The following is a 17,917-nucleotide window of genomic DNA, read 5'->3' as shown; positions in this document are numbered from 1 at the left end:
TACGCAATTTCAAGAAAAATTATAGCACAAATCGAAGGACTTGTCAATCCATCTTGTTTAATTAAATTAAAAGGCATACAGAATGGTAATATGCCAGCGGCTATCCTCCGCGTACACGCCGTTTCCGAGGCGATGAGCGTAATCGAGACGGAGAGGGCCGGCCGGGGATAAATATTGAAACCCGGTGCCGTAAGCGAATAAAAGATCATCGGGATCGAAATCTGAAAATGATCCCCAGCCATTACCGATATCGGCAAAAACCGAACCCCAGAATTTACCCAGAATCGGAAAACGCATTTCCTGATTAAAAATCAAATAGGAATTGGCGCCGATATTTGTACTATCTTCAAATTGATAGTCTTCATGATCGATTCGTGGTCCGATTATATTTTCCCGGAATCCTCGGATGGTATTGGCCCCGCCCAGATAAAATCTATCGTTAGTTGGAACTTCCGTTGATTTTCCCATTTCCTTAACCCAGCCGCCTTTTATCCGAGTAGCATAGATAAAGGAGCCGATGGCTCGCTGGTAGCGGGCCCATGAAAACTCGAGCTTTAAAAAGCTATCGTCTCCACTCAATATTCCGCCGACGTATTGAGCATAGTAGGTCGTGAAGGAGCCTTGTTTGGGTACAAATTTATCAAGGCGGGTGTCGCGAACGAGAATGAAGGTAAGCTTGCGCCGGATAGAGATATTTTCTTCCCGCCTGATGGCTCCGACCTGATCCTTGGAAACTCCGTAGATATTAACGCTTTCATATTCCCCGGAAATTACGGCGAACAATTGCTCGGACCATTCTTTGCGAGTCGATAAGGCAAGAAGCCAGGTTTGCACTCGATAAGGCTGTAGTTGTGAGCGTACCCCCGGCTCGAAACGGGCCGTCAGTGTCAGCGGCAGGCGCAGACCCAAAAACCGAGGTTCTGTGAATCGCGTTTGATATCTGTGCAGAATAACGCGCCAGTCAGTAAAGATTACAAAACGGGAAGTAATTGAAAATTCAAAACGGCGGGATTTGAAAATATTTCGTTTTCCCCATGCGGCGGAAAAATCCCAGGTTAAATCCCGAAGTGAGTCCTGACTGGCGCCGGTTTTAACCGTTATATAATGCGATTTTCTTTCCACAGCGGAAAAACGGAAATCGGGATTAAGACTATCGACAGCTCTTTGCGAATCGGGCAGTTGTTGGACGAAATCCAAACTGATGGAATTAAAAAGGCCGGTTGAGTATAATCGCTTCTGGGATTCCAGTATTTTTTCTCGACTGTATATTTCGCCTTTCTTGAAGGCGATCTCTCGGGCGGCAAGGTCGGACGAGTAATAGTATAAATTATCGAAGAGGACGTCGCCGAAACGAACCAGGTGGCCTTCATTGGCCGTGATAGATATATTAGTGTTTTGCGGACCGGCGCTGGAATCAACAGCGGTTTCGATAATTGCGTATGGGTAGCCGTTATTTGCGAAGCCGGTTTTCAGATCGAATACCATTTCGTTTAACTTAATCGGATCGACGGGATTTCCGGTCCGGAAACGATTGGCGATATTTCTCAATTCACCGAAAAAAGTCAGACTATCATTAGCCTGAAAATTAACGCGACCGACGATAAAGCGGTTGCCCTCGTTAATATTAATATGAATGATAGCGCCGGAGTCGCTGGTATTCATCTCAATTGATTCATCTACGCCGACGTTAAGATATCCTTCACGGTAATAGAGATACTTTATCTCAAGAGTATCGCGATTGATTGTATAGCGCAAAATTCGATTTCGAGAGCCGGATTTCAGGGCTTGCCAGAATGTATTTTTGCGTGAAAATAATTTGGAGCGAATTTTTGAATCTGAGAAAAACTGATTACCATCGACGATTATATCCGAAATGTATGGATTATCCGCCAGCCAGGACTGAAAGAGCCGATCTTCTTTGGACAGGCTCTGAGCTTGCGTTATTGTATACCCGAGCGTTAACGATGCCGTAAAAACCAACAGTGTAACAATCATATATCGAAAACGGCTACGCATCAGTATTCCCAGTGAATCTTGAACGTGAAATGATAAAGGTTTGCTTCATCGCGGCGGCCTTCAAGAAGGTAATTGCGTCCCAGTCTGATCTCAGCGCCGAATTCCTGTCCCCGATTGACATCAAAATAGCTGCTTCCGGAAATATAAAGATTGGGAAGCATATAGGTTCCGATTATGATTTGCGTCCCGGAAGGGTCAAAGCCTCCGCGATAGTTCGGGTTGATTTCAAATGTTTCCACGCCCAGGGAACGGGTTCCGATCCTTGACATTTGATTAGCTAAAAGTCCTACTCCACCAAGAGTGATCCTGTCGGATAAATTACTTCCCGTTTTTTCAGCGCCAACATCAGCATTGGCGATAATCGAGGGCAGGATATTTTCACTGGATATAGGGGTTTCGCCGGCAGGAGTAAAAATAGGATTTTCGAGATCGCCGCCGACTTGCAGTTTTAGCTCATACGAATAGCTCTCCTCCGTTTCGAAACCTGTATAACGCGGTTGAGTTCGGATACGAGTTGAAATTTCGAAATTAAGTTTGGGATTGAGCTCACCAATATTATCATAAATTATCTGCCCCCCCGGAGTCATGCGATAGGTTTTATCGTAGAGATATATTTTCCCTCGAATTACTTCCAGATTCCCAAGAAAATTGTATATTCCTGATTGACGCACGATATTCAGGTTGCCTGAAAACTCAGCGTTGATGTCACTGTTTTTTACCCAGAAGTTGGCCGGGAATTCAACTATTAAATCCAGGTCCCAGGATTTATCGGATTCGAGGGCGGTTAGAATATTGAAGCCTGATTCTTCTTCGAAGCTCTCGCCGTATTCGGCAGAATTTATTAGAATCGACCAGGTCGAATCGGTTCTGACCAGGGGCGGCGTTGAGCCGGTAACCGTAAACCCTGCTTCCCCAATGTAACCGGTAAATTCTCCCATCTCATAGTTAATTGGAATATCGAGGCAGCGGACGTTTAAATCATAGGTAAAGTTGTTTATATCATTGACCGTTATGGAACCGTTAGCCAAAATTACACCGTTTTTGTTTTTACCCTTGTTAATGATGTTTGCTTTTCCATGCACTACATTTATTAATTTGTCTGACATTTCAAGATCGATATCAACGCTGTCGAGCTTGTCTTGCAAATCAATTAGTTTAACGATTCCATTTTTCAATGAACTGGTACCGTTCAAATGAGGCTGGGTTGGTTTTCCGGATAAAATAAAATCGGCCGAGAAGTCGCCGGTTATATATTCGACCGATTCCATGACAAAGGCCGCTAAATCGAGTCTTCTATCTCTGGCGTGAATATTTATATTCTGCTCGCGGTCGTCAAACGGGATATTTTCGGAAGATAGGGCCAGATTGATCGGGAATTCTCCGGAGGCCGAATAAACGCCTTCCTCGGAATATAAAAAGGCGGAATCTATATATAAGAGAGAATCATAATAATTCAAAAATGATTTGAGTTGGCCAAGATGTAATCCGCGATATGTCAGCGAATCCAAATCAGCGGTCAGGCTGAATTTTGGATTAAGGAATTTTCCGGAGACCGTCCCCTGTGATGATAATTTTCCTGATACATCAAGGCTGTCGTCAAACATGCGCACCCAGGGAGCGATGGAGACTTTATCGATGGCCCAGCTTAAATCGAGAGTTTCATCGTAATCCGCCCGGCCGTCAAATTCGATGGCTCCGTCGGAGCCTCGAATTTGAAATTCATTGAAGATAAACCCCGCGGAATCGACAAGTATCTCCTGAGGATCGTTTGACCGGAAATTTCGTCCGGCAACTTCAAAAGTTAGTCGCTCTAGAGCAAGATTTTGAGGATAACTCAAAAAATCGAGATTGCCTTGGCCTGAAATCTCAGAGAAATAATTTTTTACCCAAACCGAGTCGATAAGAAGGATGTTGCTGTCCAAAACCATTTCGGCGGTCAGGCTGTCGAAGGGAAATGCCCACGCGTCACCATTAGCGCTTTTTATACTTATGGGACCTCGTTTGCCATAGATAAAACTGGTAATATCAAAATCCGCCGTGAAATCATTGGAATAAAAACCATAAAGCCATAATGAATCGGAGGTGAAGCTGCCGTTTAAATTGGGATCCCTAACCGGGCCGGTGAAAGTGTATTCAGCCCTGGCCGTTCCGGCCGGAAGATCGATGAATGTCTGATGGGTGAAATTTGAAAGATCTGAAAATTCTGAGTGCGCATTTACATTGATATCGCCCTTATAATCGATTTCTCCAGCGCACCAGAATTCATTGTCATAATATTTGAAAAGAAATTCGGGATAAAAATATAAACCCGACCTGGTCAATGTCATCTGGCCGCGTGCTTTATGAAAGTGATATATATCGAAATACGATTCATCCAGGTCAAGATCTACATCCATTATCATGGTTTGCGACTGGAGACCGCGACCGTTAATTTTCAACTGTCCGTTAAGATTTGATGTGAAAGAACCAAAAACGAGATTATTCAAATCAAAAGAGTCAATCTCAGCCGAAAGAAAATACCCGGACGGAGCCGATCCGAAATCGATATTACCGAATCCGGATACGGCGCATCCGTTCAGGATAAGGCCGTACAAAGTATCAAGAAATAAGACTTTGTCTTGAATTTGAAAACGAGTATGTAATGAATCAAAGCTTCTGTCTTTGAAGATGCCGGAGATAAGAACATCTCCCCCGGTTTTGCCCGCCTGATGATATATTGAGCCGGAGAGATTAATATCGCCATCGATATCGGCATCACTCAAGAGCGAAACTATATCTTCGAGGCGAATTCGGGATTCATCGATAGTCGCTTCCAGCCAGGTGCCGCCGTCGTTTTCATACACCATTGAAAACTTAAACTCGGAAGAATCACCTACTAATAGAGCATTCTGAATGGCAACCTGTTTTTTAAATATAGTAGCAACCCCTGTCGCGAATTTAATTCGATAACGGCGATCATCGCAATTCATTCGCAGCGTATCGGCTTTAACGGCGATTGTACCTTCTTCCGATTTAATAGACGCCTGTAGATCGACATCGGTCCATATTATCTTTTTTTCGGACAAAGTAAGAGCAATTTCGGCCCGGGATATCGCGAGATAACCTATCTCCCAGGCGGGCAGAAAGATTTTATTCTCACCGTTTCCTTTCAGGTTGGGCAAAATCCATCTGCCGTTATCATCTTTTTTTAAATATACCTGCGGTTTTTCGAGAGACAGACTATCGATAATCCAGCGGCGATTCCATAAATTTGAAATATCATATTTCATTGAAAGCGCCGGTATCAAGGCTATCGGAACAGTCTCATCCCCACTGCGATGATTTACCAGAACGTTTTGGAGACGGAAACCGGTGACGAATGAACCGTCGATCTCTTCAATATTGACCTCGAGACCATATTGTTCGGCCAGTTTTTCGGTAAGATATCGGTTAACCCAATTTTCGAGAATATGCGATTTGTATAGAAGGATAACTCCGGTTGTCAGTACCAGGAGAATAAAGACAATCCCGAAAAGCGGAATTTTAAACCGTTTACGCATTGATTTCCCGAGCGACCTCTTTTAGTATTTTTCGAGAGGCCTGGATATTTTTCTTAGTGCAAAAGAACCGGCAATTGTCAATAACCGCTTCAACGTCTTCTATCGCGACTTCGATATTGAGCGCACCGCGCAGGTGCGCTCGAAGCTGGTTTTCATACATCGTCACCGTAAGAGTCGCGATGACGCACAATTCGCGTATATCAAAAGTTACTCCCGTTCTCGACAATACCTGTCCATAGCCGTTGTTTATCATCCATGTCAATATTTGTGGAGAGAATGAATTTATATATAGCACTAAGCGGTCAAATGATGAACCGTATAACCGCCTGATTTTATCCATTCCATCCCGATTCCAGGTCCTGACTGTTTTACTATCATAAGGCCCGGGAAGTTGATTTCTTTTGAATTGCGAATTTGTAATTCCGGAGAATAAACGGGCCGCTTCAATCATCGCGGGAAATCCCAAAAATAAATGCGACTGTAAGATTGTTTCATAAATTGATTTTTTAGACATTCCTCGCGAAATTGTAAAAAGGATAGTATTTTTCAGGCTGTCGTTATTACGGCCGGCGATGGCGGCTGAGATTAAAGGCAGGAGAATCTGAGCCTTTTGTTTGTGGCTTCGATTTACGGGGCAGATTTTTGTTAATTGCCTTTTATTCAGTCTCAAATCCATAGTTAAGTAAACTAAACCGGATAGATTCTAAAGGCAAGATAAACTTTAACGCGAGGAGCTAAAACGACTTATCAATTTATCAAGCTGGGTTTGAAGGCGGCTCATTTCGATTCGCAGGGAATCGATTCTGTTCTGAATTTTGAAAGCTGTAATAATATCTTTATTGGTTGGATCAGATTGTTTTTCATACATATCGGGCATATAAGAACTTAAGGTTAATGTCATTGATAATTCATTCCCGCTGCGGATATATTCTATATTCACGGTGCTGTCCACTCCCCAACGGGCGGCGAGACGCTGTAATTCCCGATCGTTAGTTATTGGATAATTCGCGAAATGAGTAATAATATCGCCCGTACTGATACCGGCCCTGTGTGCGGGTGACCCCGCATCGACCGCAGACACCACGACCGCCTCCCCCCTGACCTGACCTGTTTCGTCTACCATTTCAATGGCGGTGGTTTTCAAACCGAGGTAACCGGCTTCTCTGTCACCATATAAAATGATTCGCTCAGCCGCTGTTAAAGCGGCGCCTGCCGGAAGCATTAATATACCGCCCATCATTTGTTCGGAGCTGTATTGGCCGATTGATCCGCCCGAAGTAATCAACCCTATAAGGCGCCCCGATAAACCAAAAACCCCTCCTCCGATAATTCCAGGCATGATTGAACCTGACATCAGGAAACTGCCGTCGTTTTGCCTACCGGCGATAATTCCCAGAGCAGGATAACCGGTCCCCCCCAGGGATCGGCCGAAAGCCAGGGCCAATCTGCCCGCAAAGGGTGGGTAGGGCGATAACTCTATTCTGGGCAGGATATCCGTATCGATTTTTAAAACCGCCAGGTTTAGACGACGATCAGTTCCCACCAATTCGGCCGTAATTTTCGCATCGTCAATGAGGACATAAAAATAATCGAAACCGTCTACCAGAGACAAAACCGTCATAATATGACCGCTGGAATCGATTATAACGCCGCTGCCAACCACGGCCCGCACCGGGTTGGATAAATTGTTGTTATTTTTCAAAGGAAATAACGGTGTATTGCTATCCTGCGAACGAGCCTCAATTGTTACAACGGCCGGAGAAACCCGATCGATAATTTGAGCGATTTCAAAATCGAGGCTTTCCAGCGTTTGAGCCTGAACCGAGGCGGCAATTATCAGACTTAGTATGGAAAAAAAAACCGCCGATGATCTGGCGGTTTTTGTTATCGCAACACAATTTATCAATTTAATGCTCCATTACCCCTTTTCAATTATCAGGGAATAACCAGATAATTTTTGATTACCGGTCGAACCCTGAATCCGTTGGCGCCCAAGGGGGTGGATTGAGTTGATGTCATCGTAATTCCGGGGGTTTGCCCGGAAAACAGTTCGGATCCGGAGCTGGCTCTCAAAGCTCGTGAATATTCCCGGAAACGATTGTATTGCCGGACTACCTCAGAAACGCTTTTCTTTTCATTCAATAGCGGATTATCGACCGGTTGAACCGTCAAATACAAATTATCATCCTTTAGAGTCTCAATTGATGACATCATCCGGGGAGATGATGGAGAGAAGAGCTTATCTGACATCGCTATGCCCAAACCCAATCCGATAACGATTACCGCCGTGGCGGCATAAGTTGCCAGCCTTATAAAATCAACGCGCGGTATTCGGCCCGGTAAATAGGCTTTTGATCTTGCTTCGGCAAAACCTTCCCGGCCTATCTTCTGGAATAATCTGGCATTAAACTCTTCCGATGTTTCTATATCAGGAAGACCCATAACCGCCTTGTTAAGTGACTTATATATATCCGCCTCACGGCGACAGGATCCGCAACCCTCCAGATGCTGTTCTATTTGCATCTTTACATCCGGTGCGGTTTCTCCTTTACAATAAATTGACAGGAAGGAGCGTACCTTTCGACAGCGCATTCCGTTCCTCCATTCTCGGTTTAAGCTTATCACGCAATATTGACCGGGCCCGATTCACTCGCGATTTAACGGTTCCCAGAGGAACCGATAATACCCGGGCCACTTCGTCATAGGACATTTCCTCGATATCTCGAAGCATAAAAGCGGTTTTGTATTTTTCCGGTAACGTTTTAATCGCGCTTTCCAGGATCGGCCCAAGATTCGAGGGTATTTCGGGCTCGACCGATACATCCACTTCTTTGTTCTGCATATCGAAGATATCGACATATTTATATTTCTTTTTCTTACGCAATTCGTTACGGGCAAGATTTAAAGCAATAGTATAAAGCCAGGTTGAAAAACAATGCTTAAAATCAAATCTCTCTCTGTGCTGATAAACCCGCAAAAACGCCTCCTGAATTATATCTTCAGTCCCTTCCCGGCTGATGCGCATTCGTCCGATAACATTCATCAGCCGGTCTTTGTAACGATTAACCAACTCGTTGAATGCTACCATATCGCCTTTTTGAACTTGTCGAAACAGGCGATGGTCCAGATCTTTTGCCGTTTCCTTTTCCATAATTCTCCCGCGTTCAATAAATATTACATTTTTACAGGTTCAAAGTTCCAATAAAAATATCTTCGGCGCACATTTTATTATAATAACTTTATGCCGTTAAACAAGTTCTAAATCAATCTAAAGAATTACTTTATATATTTCTCTTTAGTCATAATTAGCAAAATGATTGCCAGCTGTCTGTTCAAATTTTGCACAGGCCTATTCCGCAAGCAAATCCCATGGATAACCGAGCCAGTAAAGCAAAAATCCGAACATCGCCAAAAGAATTATCCCGGGCACAAATTTGCGATAAACTCTACCGAGATCGGCTTTGAAATACTCCGAAGTCAAAAGCAGGCAAAAATGGGTCGGTGATAATATTATGCCCAGATAGCCGCTGAGATAAGTCAGATAAATATTGTTGAGATTTATAACGGGATCGTATAGAAAGCCTGACAGGATCGGGAAACAGAGTCCAACGTAGAGGGCGACCATGCCCGACATGAGCCCGGCGAGGAATGTCACGGAAAAAATTATAAAGGCGGGATGGATACCAAATCGGGCAACTTCGGCCGGCATATCGGCCACGGCTCCGGAAAGCTCAAGCATATCTTTGAAAACGAGAATTCCAAAGACCATGAAGAACAGGCGAAACGTCAACGCCTTTTTGAGCATCTCGATTATTTTTGCCCAAGATGGGCGATTGATAATCATTGTCAAAATCGTCGCGGAGAGCAATGACAGCACGATATCGATTTCCAATGCCATTGTCAGGATAACCGCCAGAAACAATGGCCAGATAGAATATGCGATGCGGAAAATTGATTTGATATTTCTCGTCGAATGATTGCAGTTATTGGGGATTTTCAGCAGGAATAGGAATATCCCGATGGTGATCATGAATAGAGTATTTATTATTCCCAGGGCCGAAAAAATCTGCTGGGAGATCCCGCATAACCCGGCCCCGAGAATAATTCCCGGATAGAGCGGCCAGAAAAATTCCATGACATGGCGGTACCAGTAATTGGTCGCCGAGAGAAATTCCGGTTTGAGATTATCGTCTTTGAGAACTTCCTTAACCAGGGGCGCCGACAATAACGCTCCTGCCGGCATTGGCATCATCCCGATTGAAGCGGGCAAAATCGCCGTCGCCGTCCTCTTCCCCCCGGCCAGATGCTGAGCCGCGTCGGTCAGGCGGTCGAACGAGCCGGTTGTTTTTAGAAGATTACCGAGAAATGTTACTATTGCAATCGCGGCAAAAAGCCGCCAGAAATCAAACGACGAAGCTGTTCCGTAAAGAGTTTTCAATACATCCGTCGGGCCGTAGCCGAATAGAAACGGCAGGGCAATTCCCACGCCGCATAACAGATACCCGACGAAAAACTTGCGTTTGATGCCGTATATGATGACGGCCAGAACGAGGAGCAGTTTCAGTACGGTCATGGGGCGGAAAATAGGCTTGTTTTCGTTTGCTGTCAATCATTCGTAATAGTTATTGACAATTTATTTTTATGCGGTTATGCTGGTTTTCTGTTTGAACATTGGAGAGAATTAGATGCCCCAGACTGTCGTTTATATTGATGATAAAAAAGTTGATTACCGCAAGGCCGCCGTATCGGTTTTTGATTATACCCTGCATTGCGGCATCGGCCTGTTTGAATCGATCCTCGCCGTTGACGATCGTTTAATTCTCCTTGATGAACATCTCGACCGAATGGAGATGGGCATCAAACGCCTGGGGCTGGACAATCTTCGCTACAACCGCAAACGAATCAAATCAACTCTGCGCCGGGCGGCGAGAAATCATCCGGATAAAGTTAAGAAGACAAAAGTGTTATTGACGCAGGGGTACTCGCAGATGTGGCCAGGGAGCAAACCAAAACCGAAATCAATCGTGATTGTGACCGGACATCGACTGCAGTTCAAGAAACAAAAACTGATGCTTTCCCCGATGAGAATCACGACCGCCAATCCTCTACAGGGAGTCAAGACCTTAAATTATATGACCGAATGGATGAGCCAGCGGCAGGCGGTTGAGAGCGGATATGACCAGGGGATTATAATAAATCAGCGCGGGCACATTAGCGAAACCGGATCGGCCAATATTTTCATGGTCAAAAACGGGCAAATGTTTACTCCGCCGGTATCGAGCGGAGCTTTGCCGGGAATAATGCGGAGTGAAATTTTGCGCCTGGCGAAACTCCATGGTATACCTTGCCACGAGAAATCTCTAACACCAAAAAAATTATCATCCGCTGATGAAATATTCACGACTTCTTCGTTCAAACTCGTCTGGCCGGTGGTGGAATTGAAGCTGAACGGTCGGACACATAAATTCCCCCCCGGCCCCACCGCGAGATTTTTATTTGATGAATTGAAAGCGGAATTTACGGGGTGATTGATTGCCTGTTCCCATACCAGTGTAGCGACAACTCTCGAGTTGTCGTTATTGTTGAGCCGTAGGGAATGAGCCCAAAGGGCTCCTGCCATCCCACCTGGCGGGATAAAAGATCAAATGTCAACATCGCAGGGATGCCGCCCTACTTACTCGCTATTTATTAATTATCGGAAATACCTTCAATTATACGTTTTATATAAGTCACCATTGAACTGCTCAATAATTCAATTTCTTCTGGTGTAAATTCAATTATATCGCCTTCATTAAATTCGCAAGTCTTTAAATTTCTTTTGTCGGCGGATGAAATTTGCGATAGAAATTTATTATCAATCTTGCCTCCCGAATGTACAATTATATGGCGTGCTGCCTGGCCCAATATTATATCATCAACTATGCTGTCTCGCATTATCTTAGTGTCTGTATAATTATTAAATGCCCTGTAAATGCTTTTCATATCCTGAAACTTAATATCCTTATGTCTAATTAGTAGCTCTCCCAATGAAATATGTTCTTTCTTATTAATCTCATAAAGGTCCCTAATTGATACTTTAATTTCTTCTTTATTCAAATATTCAAAATTTTTATTCCCCATACTTTCATTAATGCATACTTCAAATATTCGTTTTATTGATTCACTGAAATAAGATACGAGAAGCACAACGCACTGATTATACATAACGTTATAATAGGTTTTTAGCGATTTATTCTGCCTAATCTGTTTTAATGAATTAATTGTATCATCAACGGAATAAAATGAGGTATCCAATTTATGCTTCTTAAGAAACTCTTTATGCTGCTCCAATTTTCTTATAGGAACATCTATCACATATTCATCAAATTTCAGTAACTTCTTAATCGATGATAAGTTATCATTAAAATTATCCAAAACGCGTTGATATGACATTTTGCATTCTCCTTGACTATTTTAGAAATCATCCATTTCGGATTACAGTGTTTTCTTAAATAATCGACATTATTCAGCTTGGCTGGTGTCCCACAACTTGTTGCGAGTACCAGACCACTGGTCAGTTATCCAAATGTTCACTTAACATATTTTTTGTAAAATCTATCGTTGCTTTTACATCATCGATATCAAATTCATCCCACTGGGCATGAGTTGCCTTAGTCCTAACGTGACCAGCAACACGAGCTCTTTTGGCTTTTACTGGAGAAAATATATCCATTTTTTGTAATTCAGAAATCAATGCATCCACTTTTTCATCTTTTTCAACGATTGCGTTGCTCCTGCATAATTTGCGGATACTATCTTCAAAAACAACACCTGCAATAACGCCCGATTCGTTCTTCATGTTTTTTTTCAAATAATCTTCTGCGTGATCCAAAAAATCATCGTAAATTCCTGCGTGAATACGATTGTCAATTGAGGTCAGCATACCCAATTCAATATCCTTTAGCAAATTTTCCAAAAGAGCTGTTATTGCACCGACAGCATTATTAGCCACAAGCGAACCGCCATTTGGGGCTATTTTTGAAGCTTGAGTTCTGTAAGCGCTATCCGGCTTAATTATTACGACTTGGATAATATGCAAAGCAGTAGTAATCCAACCCATACATTGAGCCTCATGGTCATCCGACCTAACTTGACCGTTTTCGTTGCCTATTTTTAGAGATTGACCTTTTTCTATTAAATCTTTTATCCGACTTTTTATACTATCTTCTACAGTCATTCATTTTCTCGCTTTCTCATTTGAAGTTAATATTATGTATTTCACACCTCAATTGCCTTCACCAATCAACCACACAAATATAATAATGTCAACATATTTTTAGACCGGTGGCCCGTCCCATCGTCCCGCTTAGAGCATTTGCAAATATCCAACCAACCCACCGCATTTTCCGAAATCATCGCTATATGTAACATGAAACATATAACAATTAAGCAATCACCAGTAGGGGCTCGTCGCGACGAGCCCGCGTTTGCGAGTATTTGCAATTTCAGGACAACTCGAGAGTCGTCCCTGCAAAAAACAGGCCCTCGCCTGTCGTAATCACCACCGGATTGATATGACCCAAAACGTTAATCTGAGGAAACAAACCCATTTTTGGAAGTTGCTCTCTGTGCCATCGGTTCCTTAGCGAAGCGGTGAACCGACGGTAGGTCATCTACGCGACAGCTGAAAACAGGCTTTCGCCTGTTGATATGACCCAAAACGTTAATCTGAGGAAACAAACCCATTTTCACATCAGATTGCATGGGGGACAACCTCTGGACACCCGCAACGCACAAATACATTTAACAAAGCTCACGGATTTTGGGGAATATTACAGATTATTAAAACCGAATCATCTCCCGGAATTCACCCAATTATGAAAAAGCTGATTGTTTACGACAACATGATTTCCTTCAAAAGTTTACGGTTGTCACAAAATATCTTATTCCGTATAATTCACTCTGATATAATTGCAAACAATAGGCAGAAAAAACGCACATGAATATCTTTATTATATTTTCCATCTTTATCACCATAGCGGCTCTGGCGAGTTATATCAATTATAGATTTATCAAATTGCCTTCAACCATCGGTCTGATGGTCATCGGATTGGGCATGTCGCTGGGAATTATCGGCCTCGATATTGTCGGCGTCGAGATTCTACAACCCGCTGAAGAATTGGTAAAAAGTGTCGATTTCGGCGAGACTCTGATGAAGGGCATGCTCAGTTTCCTGCTTTTCGCCGGTGCGATTAAGATAAACATCAACGATCTTGCCAAACAAAAATCGGTCGTCAGCGTTCTGGCTACCGTCGGAGTGTTCATGACGACATTTATCGTCGGCACCGCGATCTACTATGTTTTGCAATTATTCGGGCTGTCGTTCCCCTATATAATCTGCCTCGTCTTCGGAGCTCTCATCGCCCCGACCGATCCGGTAGCGGTCTTGTCGATTTTGAAGACAATTAACGCCCCTAAGACTCTGGAAACAAAAATCGCCGGAGAATCGCTTTTCAACGACGGCGTCGGCGTTGTCATCTTTACCGTCCTGGTCGGAATCGCCGCCGGAGAATCGACGTCATTTGGAGACGCGATATTACTTTTCGTTGAAGAAGCAATCGGCGGAGTAGTTTTCGGACTCGGTATCGGACTGGCGGCCTACCGGATGCTCAGCAAAGTCGATGATTATGCCGTCGAAATTTTAATCACACTCGCTCTCGTATGCGGAGGTTACGCCCTCGCGGCGCAACTACATACATCCGGACCGATTGCCATCGTTGTCGCCGGATTATTAATCGGCAATTATGGCCGGCGGTTAGCCATGTCGGAAACTACCCGCGACCATCTGGATAAATTCTGGGAGTTAATCGACGAAATCCTCAACGCCATCTTATTTGTCTGGATCGGCCTTGAAGTTCTGGTACTGGCTTTCACGGTTGACTTCCTGTTGATCGGATTAATAGCAATTCCTCTGACTCTGGGGGCTCGCTTTTTTAGCGTTTGGTCAACTATATCGTTATTTAAATTCCGGCGTCAGTTCACTCGCAACGCGACTCTGATTTTGACCTGGGGAGGCCTCCGCGGAGGCATATCGATCGCATTGGCATTGTCTCTCCCGGCCGGAGCATCTCGCGATTTGATTGTTTCGATAACTTATGTCGTCGTCGTTTTTTCGATATTGGTGCAGGGATTGACTATCAAAAGAATTATCACGCCAGAAGAATCACCCGCATAAAACCGCACCGCCATTAACATTCAACACTTCGCCGGTAATAAAGCTTGCCATATCCGAAGCAATGAACAAAACCGGCCCGGCCAGTTCTTCGGGAGTTCCGATGCGATGGAGCGGAATCATATTCAGTACTCTTTCCGCCTCTGGTGAATTCATCGTCGGTTTGGTCATGTCGGTATCGACCCAACCGGGAGCGACGCAGTTGACGCGGATATTATATTCGGCCAGTTCCGGAGCCAACGATTTGGTAATTCCAATAAGAGCGCTTTTGGTAGCGGCATACGGCGAACAAAACGCTTCGCCTCGCTGTCCCGCCGTCGATGAGATAAAAATAATTGAACCCGATTTTTGTTTTTTCATCTGTGCCGCGACTGCCATCGTTGGGAAAAAACATCCGAGGAGATTCGTGTCGATTGTTCTCCGCAGGCCTTCTTCGCTCATGGTGTCAATCGGATTTTCCTCCCAGATACCGGCGTTATTGACCAGAACATCGATCTTTCCGAATGATTTAATAGTCTCGGCAATCATTTCATCCACTTGCGCTTTATCGCTCACATCGGCCCTGATTGAAATCGCCTTGACACCGTGGGATATAGCTTCTTCGCAAACGCTGTCGGCTGATGATTTATCGGTTCGGTAATTAACGATTACATCGCATCCCGCCTTGGCAAATATAATAACTATTGCCCGGCCGATACCGCGCGATCCTCCGGTTACCAGAGCAGTTTTTCCCTCAAGTGAAATCATAAGCATCTCCCCCGATAGAAATTTGAAGAATTAATATCAAACAGCGCATTGTTCGGTCCGCCGGATAATCTCGTTTTGCAAATCCTCGCCCAGATCGACAAAATAATCGCTGTACCCCGCTACGCGAACGATCAAATCTTTATAGTTTTCCGGTTCCTTTTGAGCCTTGCGGAGAGTCAGTGCGCTGATAACATTGAACTGAATATGATGACCGTCCATCTTAAAATACGAGCGAATCAAATGCATGATCTTTTCCACGGCATCCTGGCTTTCAAAAATCTGCGGCGTGAATTTTTGATTCAATAGCGTCCCGCCGGTTCGAAGATGATCAATCTTCGACGCCGATTTCAATACCGCCGTTGGGCCATGCCGGTCGGCCCCCTGAACCGGAGATACTCCTTCGGAAAGGGGCACGCCCGCAATGCGGCCGTCCGGAGTCGCGCCAACAACGCTCCCGAAATAAACATGACATGTCGTCGGAAGCAGATTAATGCGATGAAAGCCGCCCTTGAAATTGGGTCGTCCGTCAATCATTCTAAAATAACTTTCAAACACCCGTCGCATGATATCATCGGCATAATCATCATCATTGCCATATTTTGGCGTATCATTCAGAAGCCTGTCATGAAATTCCTCTGAGCCTTCAAAGTTATTTTTCAGTATGTCAATAAACTCAGAGAGTAAAATAACTTTTTGATCGAATACATGATACTTAATCGACGACATACAATCGGTGACTGTTCCAAGGCCGACGCCCTGGATATAAGACGTATTGTATCGCGCCCCGCCCGAGTTGTAATCCTTACCGTTGGCAATACAATCATCAATCAGAACTGACATAAACGGCGCGGGCAAAATCTCAGCCCACAATTTTTCAATTATTAGATTACCTTTGACTTTGACATCGATAAAGTGTTTTAGTTGTTTTTCGAAGGCGCCATAGAATTTATCAAACGACTCAAACTTCGAGACATCCCCTGATTCGATCCCGATTTTCTTTCCCGTGCCAGGATCGATACCGTTATGCAATGTAACTTCCAGGACTTTGGTAAGGTTAAAATACCCGGTGAGAATATAGCTTTCTTTTCCGAAAGCCCCGGTTTCGACACACCCGCTGGCTCCGCCGCAGCGGGCATCCTCAATCTCCTTCCCCTGCCGAAGCATTTCCGGAATTATCGCGTCGGTATTGAAAAGCGACGGCTGGCCGTATCCGGTTTTAATAATTTTCAATGCTCGTTTAACGAGCTTATCCGGACTTTTTTTGCTTATCTGAACCATCGAGCCGGGCTGAAGCAGACGCATCTCTTCGATTGTATCCAGAAGCATATATGTCATATCATTGACGGCGTCTTCTCCGGCTTTGGTAACTCCGCCCAGGTTTATCAGGCAAAAATCGGTGTAAGTATTGCTTTCCTGAGCGGTAACGCCCACTTTGGGAGGGGCAGGTTGATTATTGAATTTTATCCAGAATGATTGCAAAAGTTCGTGAGCTTTTTCTTCAGTCATGCGGCCCGATTCAATATCTTCTTTATAAAATGGCATGAGATGCTGATCCAACCGACCCGGATTAAACGAATCCCACGTATTAAGCTCGGTTATAACACCTAAATGCACAAACCAGTAATACTGCATCGCTTCCCAGAGAGTATCCGGTTTCTGGGCCGGGACTTTCCGGCAAATCCGGGCCATCTCAAAAAATTCCGCCTTGCGTTTTTCATCCCGTTCTGAATTTAATAATTCTTCCAGCTTTGCGGCATATCGTTCGGCAAAACGAATTATTGCTTCGGAGGCGATTTTCATCGCCGCTAATTGTTCTTTTTTATTTGAAGCTTCAGGGTCGTTATCAAAATCAAGTCTCTCTAAACTCAACTCGATATCTTTGATAAAATCCAAAAATCCTTTTTTGTATATTTTGTCATCCAATACCGTATGCCCCGGTGCGCGCTGTTCCTGAAACTCGGTAAAGATGCCCGCGTCATAGGTGTTTTTCCAGTCCTCATCGATAGATTCAAAAATTCTGTCGCGGATGGATCTGCTCGACCAAAACGGAATAATCTCATTTTCTTGAATTTTTTTGACTTCATCCGATGCCCGGAACCAAACTTTCTCGCGAGTATCAAGGATCTCAAAATCTTTTACCGTATGAGTGCATATTTCAGGATAAGTCGGAGTGGCTTTGGGAGCCGGGCCGCGCTCCCCAACGATAAGCTCGCCGTCATTAATACAAATTTCCTTATGACTGAGGATATAATCAAATGCCATCGCACGGGCGACCGGTATCGATACTTTTTCAACTTTTCCGGATTGATAAAATTCGGTAAGCAACCGCGCCCGCTCCAATGAAATTGTCGGAACTGCTTCAAGACTTTCTTTTCTCAATCCGGCTATGCGTTCATTCACAGCT

Annotated in this window: 13 protein-coding genes; 2 read left to right on the top strand and 11 right to left on the bottom strand. The window is 44.2% G+C overall.

The genetic code is table 11. From position 1 onward, the window contains the following. Positions 1-66: 66 nt before the first annotated feature. From V3V99_15160 to V3V99_15130, 7 genes are all read right to left on the bottom strand, one after another. Positions 67-2,016 (bottom strand): BamA/TamA family outer membrane protein, encoded by a 1,950-nt coding sequence (locus V3V99_15160; GenBank protein ID MEE9444001.1) that lies wholly within the window; start codon positions 2,014-2,016, stop codon positions 67-69. Beyond that, positions 2,016-5,555, bottom strand: coding sequence for a translocation/assembly module TamB domain-containing protein (locus V3V99_15155; protein MEE9444000.1), 3,540 nt, complete (start codon positions 5,553-5,555; stop codon positions 2,016-2,018). Before V3V99_15155 ends, V3V99_15160 begins: the two co-directional genes overlap by 1 nt. Continuing rightward, a complete protein-coding gene (locus V3V99_15150) occupies positions 5,548-6,069 on the bottom strand; it encodes a carboxymuconolactone decarboxylase family protein (protein ID MEE9443999.1) in 522 nt (173 codons plus the stop codon). The genes V3V99_15155 and V3V99_15150 overlap by 8 nt, the downstream gene beginning before the upstream one ends. Positions 6,070-6,276: 207 nt before the next feature. Then, the gene (locus V3V99_15145; protein ID MEE9443998.1) at positions 6,277-7,461 is read right to left on the bottom strand and encodes a S1C family serine protease; all 1,185 of its coding nucleotides are present in this window, start codon (positions 7,459-7,461) and stop codon (positions 6,277-6,279) included. A gap of 29 nt (positions 7,462-7,490) precedes the next feature. Next, positions 7,491-8,078 carry a hypothetical protein gene (locus tag V3V99_15140; GenBank protein MEE9443997.1) on the bottom strand — a complete coding sequence of 196 codons (588 nt, stop codon included), beginning with the start codon at positions 8,076-8,078 and terminating at the stop codon, positions 7,491-7,493. 25 nt (positions 8,079-8,103) lie between these two features. After that, positions 8,104-8,706, bottom strand: coding sequence for a sigma-70 family RNA polymerase sigma factor (locus V3V99_15135; GenBank protein MEE9443996.1), 603 nt, complete (start codon positions 8,704-8,706; stop codon positions 8,104-8,106). 198 nt (positions 8,707-8,904) lie between these two features. Next, entirely contained in the window at positions 8,905-10,128 is a 1,224-nt protein-coding gene (locus V3V99_15130) for a DUF401 family protein (protein MEE9443995.1), read from the bottom strand. Between the two features lie 112 nt (positions 10,129-10,240). On the opposite strand from V3V99_15130, the gene V3V99_15125 reads away from it, so the two are divergent. Then, positions 10,241-11,083: an aminotransferase class IV gene (locus V3V99_15125; protein ID MEE9443994.1), complete on the top strand. Its 843-nt coding sequence runs from the start codon at positions 10,241-10,243 to the stop codon at positions 11,081-11,083. A gap of 160 nt (positions 11,084-11,243) precedes the next feature. Here the strand turns inward: V3V99_15125 and V3V99_15120 are convergent, their stop codons facing one another. Together V3V99_15120 and V3V99_15115 are read right to left on the bottom strand one after the other, a co-directional pair. Next, entirely contained in the window at positions 11,244-11,987 is a 744-nt protein-coding gene (locus tag V3V99_15120) for a hypothetical protein (protein MEE9443993.1), read from the bottom strand. Positions 11,988-12,108: 121 nt separating this feature from the next. Beyond that, positions 12,109-12,771 carry a hypothetical protein gene (locus tag V3V99_15115; protein MEE9443992.1) on the bottom strand — a complete coding sequence of 221 codons (663 nt, stop codon included), beginning with the start codon at positions 12,769-12,771 and terminating at the stop codon, positions 12,109-12,111. Between the two features lie 762 nt (positions 12,772-13,533). Between V3V99_15115 and V3V99_15110 the strand changes: the two genes are divergently transcribed. Continuing rightward, the gene (locus V3V99_15110; protein MEE9443991.1) at positions 13,534-14,769 is read left to right on the top strand and encodes a sodium:proton antiporter; all 1,236 of its coding nucleotides are present in this window, start codon (positions 13,534-13,536) and stop codon (positions 14,767-14,769) included. Here V3V99_15110 and V3V99_15105 read toward each other — a convergent pair. Next, positions 14,758-15,513, bottom strand: a complete 756-nt coding sequence (locus tag V3V99_15105) for a 3-oxoacyl-ACP reductase family protein (protein MEE9443990.1) — start codon at positions 15,511-15,513, stop codon at positions 14,758-14,760. The genes V3V99_15110 and V3V99_15105 overlap by 12 nt on opposite strands. A 36-nt stretch (positions 15,514-15,549) precedes the next feature. After that, positions 15,550-17,913 carry a trans-4-hydroxy-L-proline dehydratase gene (hypD, locus tag V3V99_15100; protein MEE9443989.1) on the bottom strand — a complete coding sequence of 788 codons (2,364 nt, stop codon included), beginning with the start codon at positions 17,911-17,913 and terminating at the stop codon, positions 15,550-15,552. Between the last annotated feature and the right edge of the window lie 4 nt (positions 17,914-17,917).

The organism is Candidatus Zixiibacteriota bacterium (assembly GCA_036480375.1).
In the GTDB taxonomy this organism is placed as follows: domain Bacteria; phylum Zixibacteria; class MSB-5A5; order GN15; family JAAZOE01; genus JAZGGI01.
The sequence above is the reverse complement of the archived record's forward strand: the minus strand, read 5'-3'. Positions and strand labels throughout refer to the sequence as shown.

Bases quoted from the DNA above. Each gene is read 5' to 3' on its own strand.
- V3V99_15160 (MEE9444001.1), bottom strand. From the start codon at position 2,016: ATGCGTAGCCGTTTTCGATATATGATTGTTACACTGTTGGTTTTTACG.
- V3V99_15155 (MEE9444000.1), bottom strand. From the start codon at position 5,555: ATGCGTAAACGGTTTAAAATTCCGCTTTTCGGGATTGTCTTTATTCTC.
- V3V99_15150 (MEE9443999.1), bottom strand. From the start codon at position 6,069: ATGTCTAAAAAATCAATTTATGAAACAATCTTACAGTCGCATTTATTT.
- V3V99_15140 (MEE9443997.1), bottom strand. From the start codon at position 8,078: ATGCAAATAGAACAGCATCTGGAGGGTTGCGGATCCTGTCGCCGTGAG.
- V3V99_15135 (MEE9443996.1), bottom strand. From the start codon at position 8,706: ATGGAAAAGGAAACGGCAAAAGATCTGGACCATCGCCTGTTTCGACAA.
- V3V99_15130 (MEE9443995.1), bottom strand. From the start codon at position 10,128: ATGACCGTACTGAAACTGCTCCTCGTTCTGGCCGTCATCATATACGGC.
- V3V99_15125 (MEE9443994.1), top strand. From the start codon at position 10,241: ATGCCCCAGACTGTCGTTTATATTGATGATAAAAAAGTTGATTACCGC.
- V3V99_15120 (MEE9443993.1), bottom strand. From the start codon at position 11,987: ATGTCATATCAACGCGTTTTGGATAATTTTAATGATAACTTATCATCG.
- V3V99_15115 (MEE9443992.1), bottom strand. From the start codon at position 12,771: ATGACTGTAGAAGATAGTATAAAAAGTCGGATAAAAGATTTAATAGAA.
- V3V99_15110 (MEE9443991.1), top strand. From the start codon at position 13,534: ATGAATATCTTTATTATATTTTCCATCTTTATCACCATAGCGGCTCTG.
- V3V99_15105 (MEE9443990.1), bottom strand. From the start codon at position 15,513: ATGATTTCACTTGAGGGAAAAACTGCTCTGGTAACCGGAGGATCGCGC.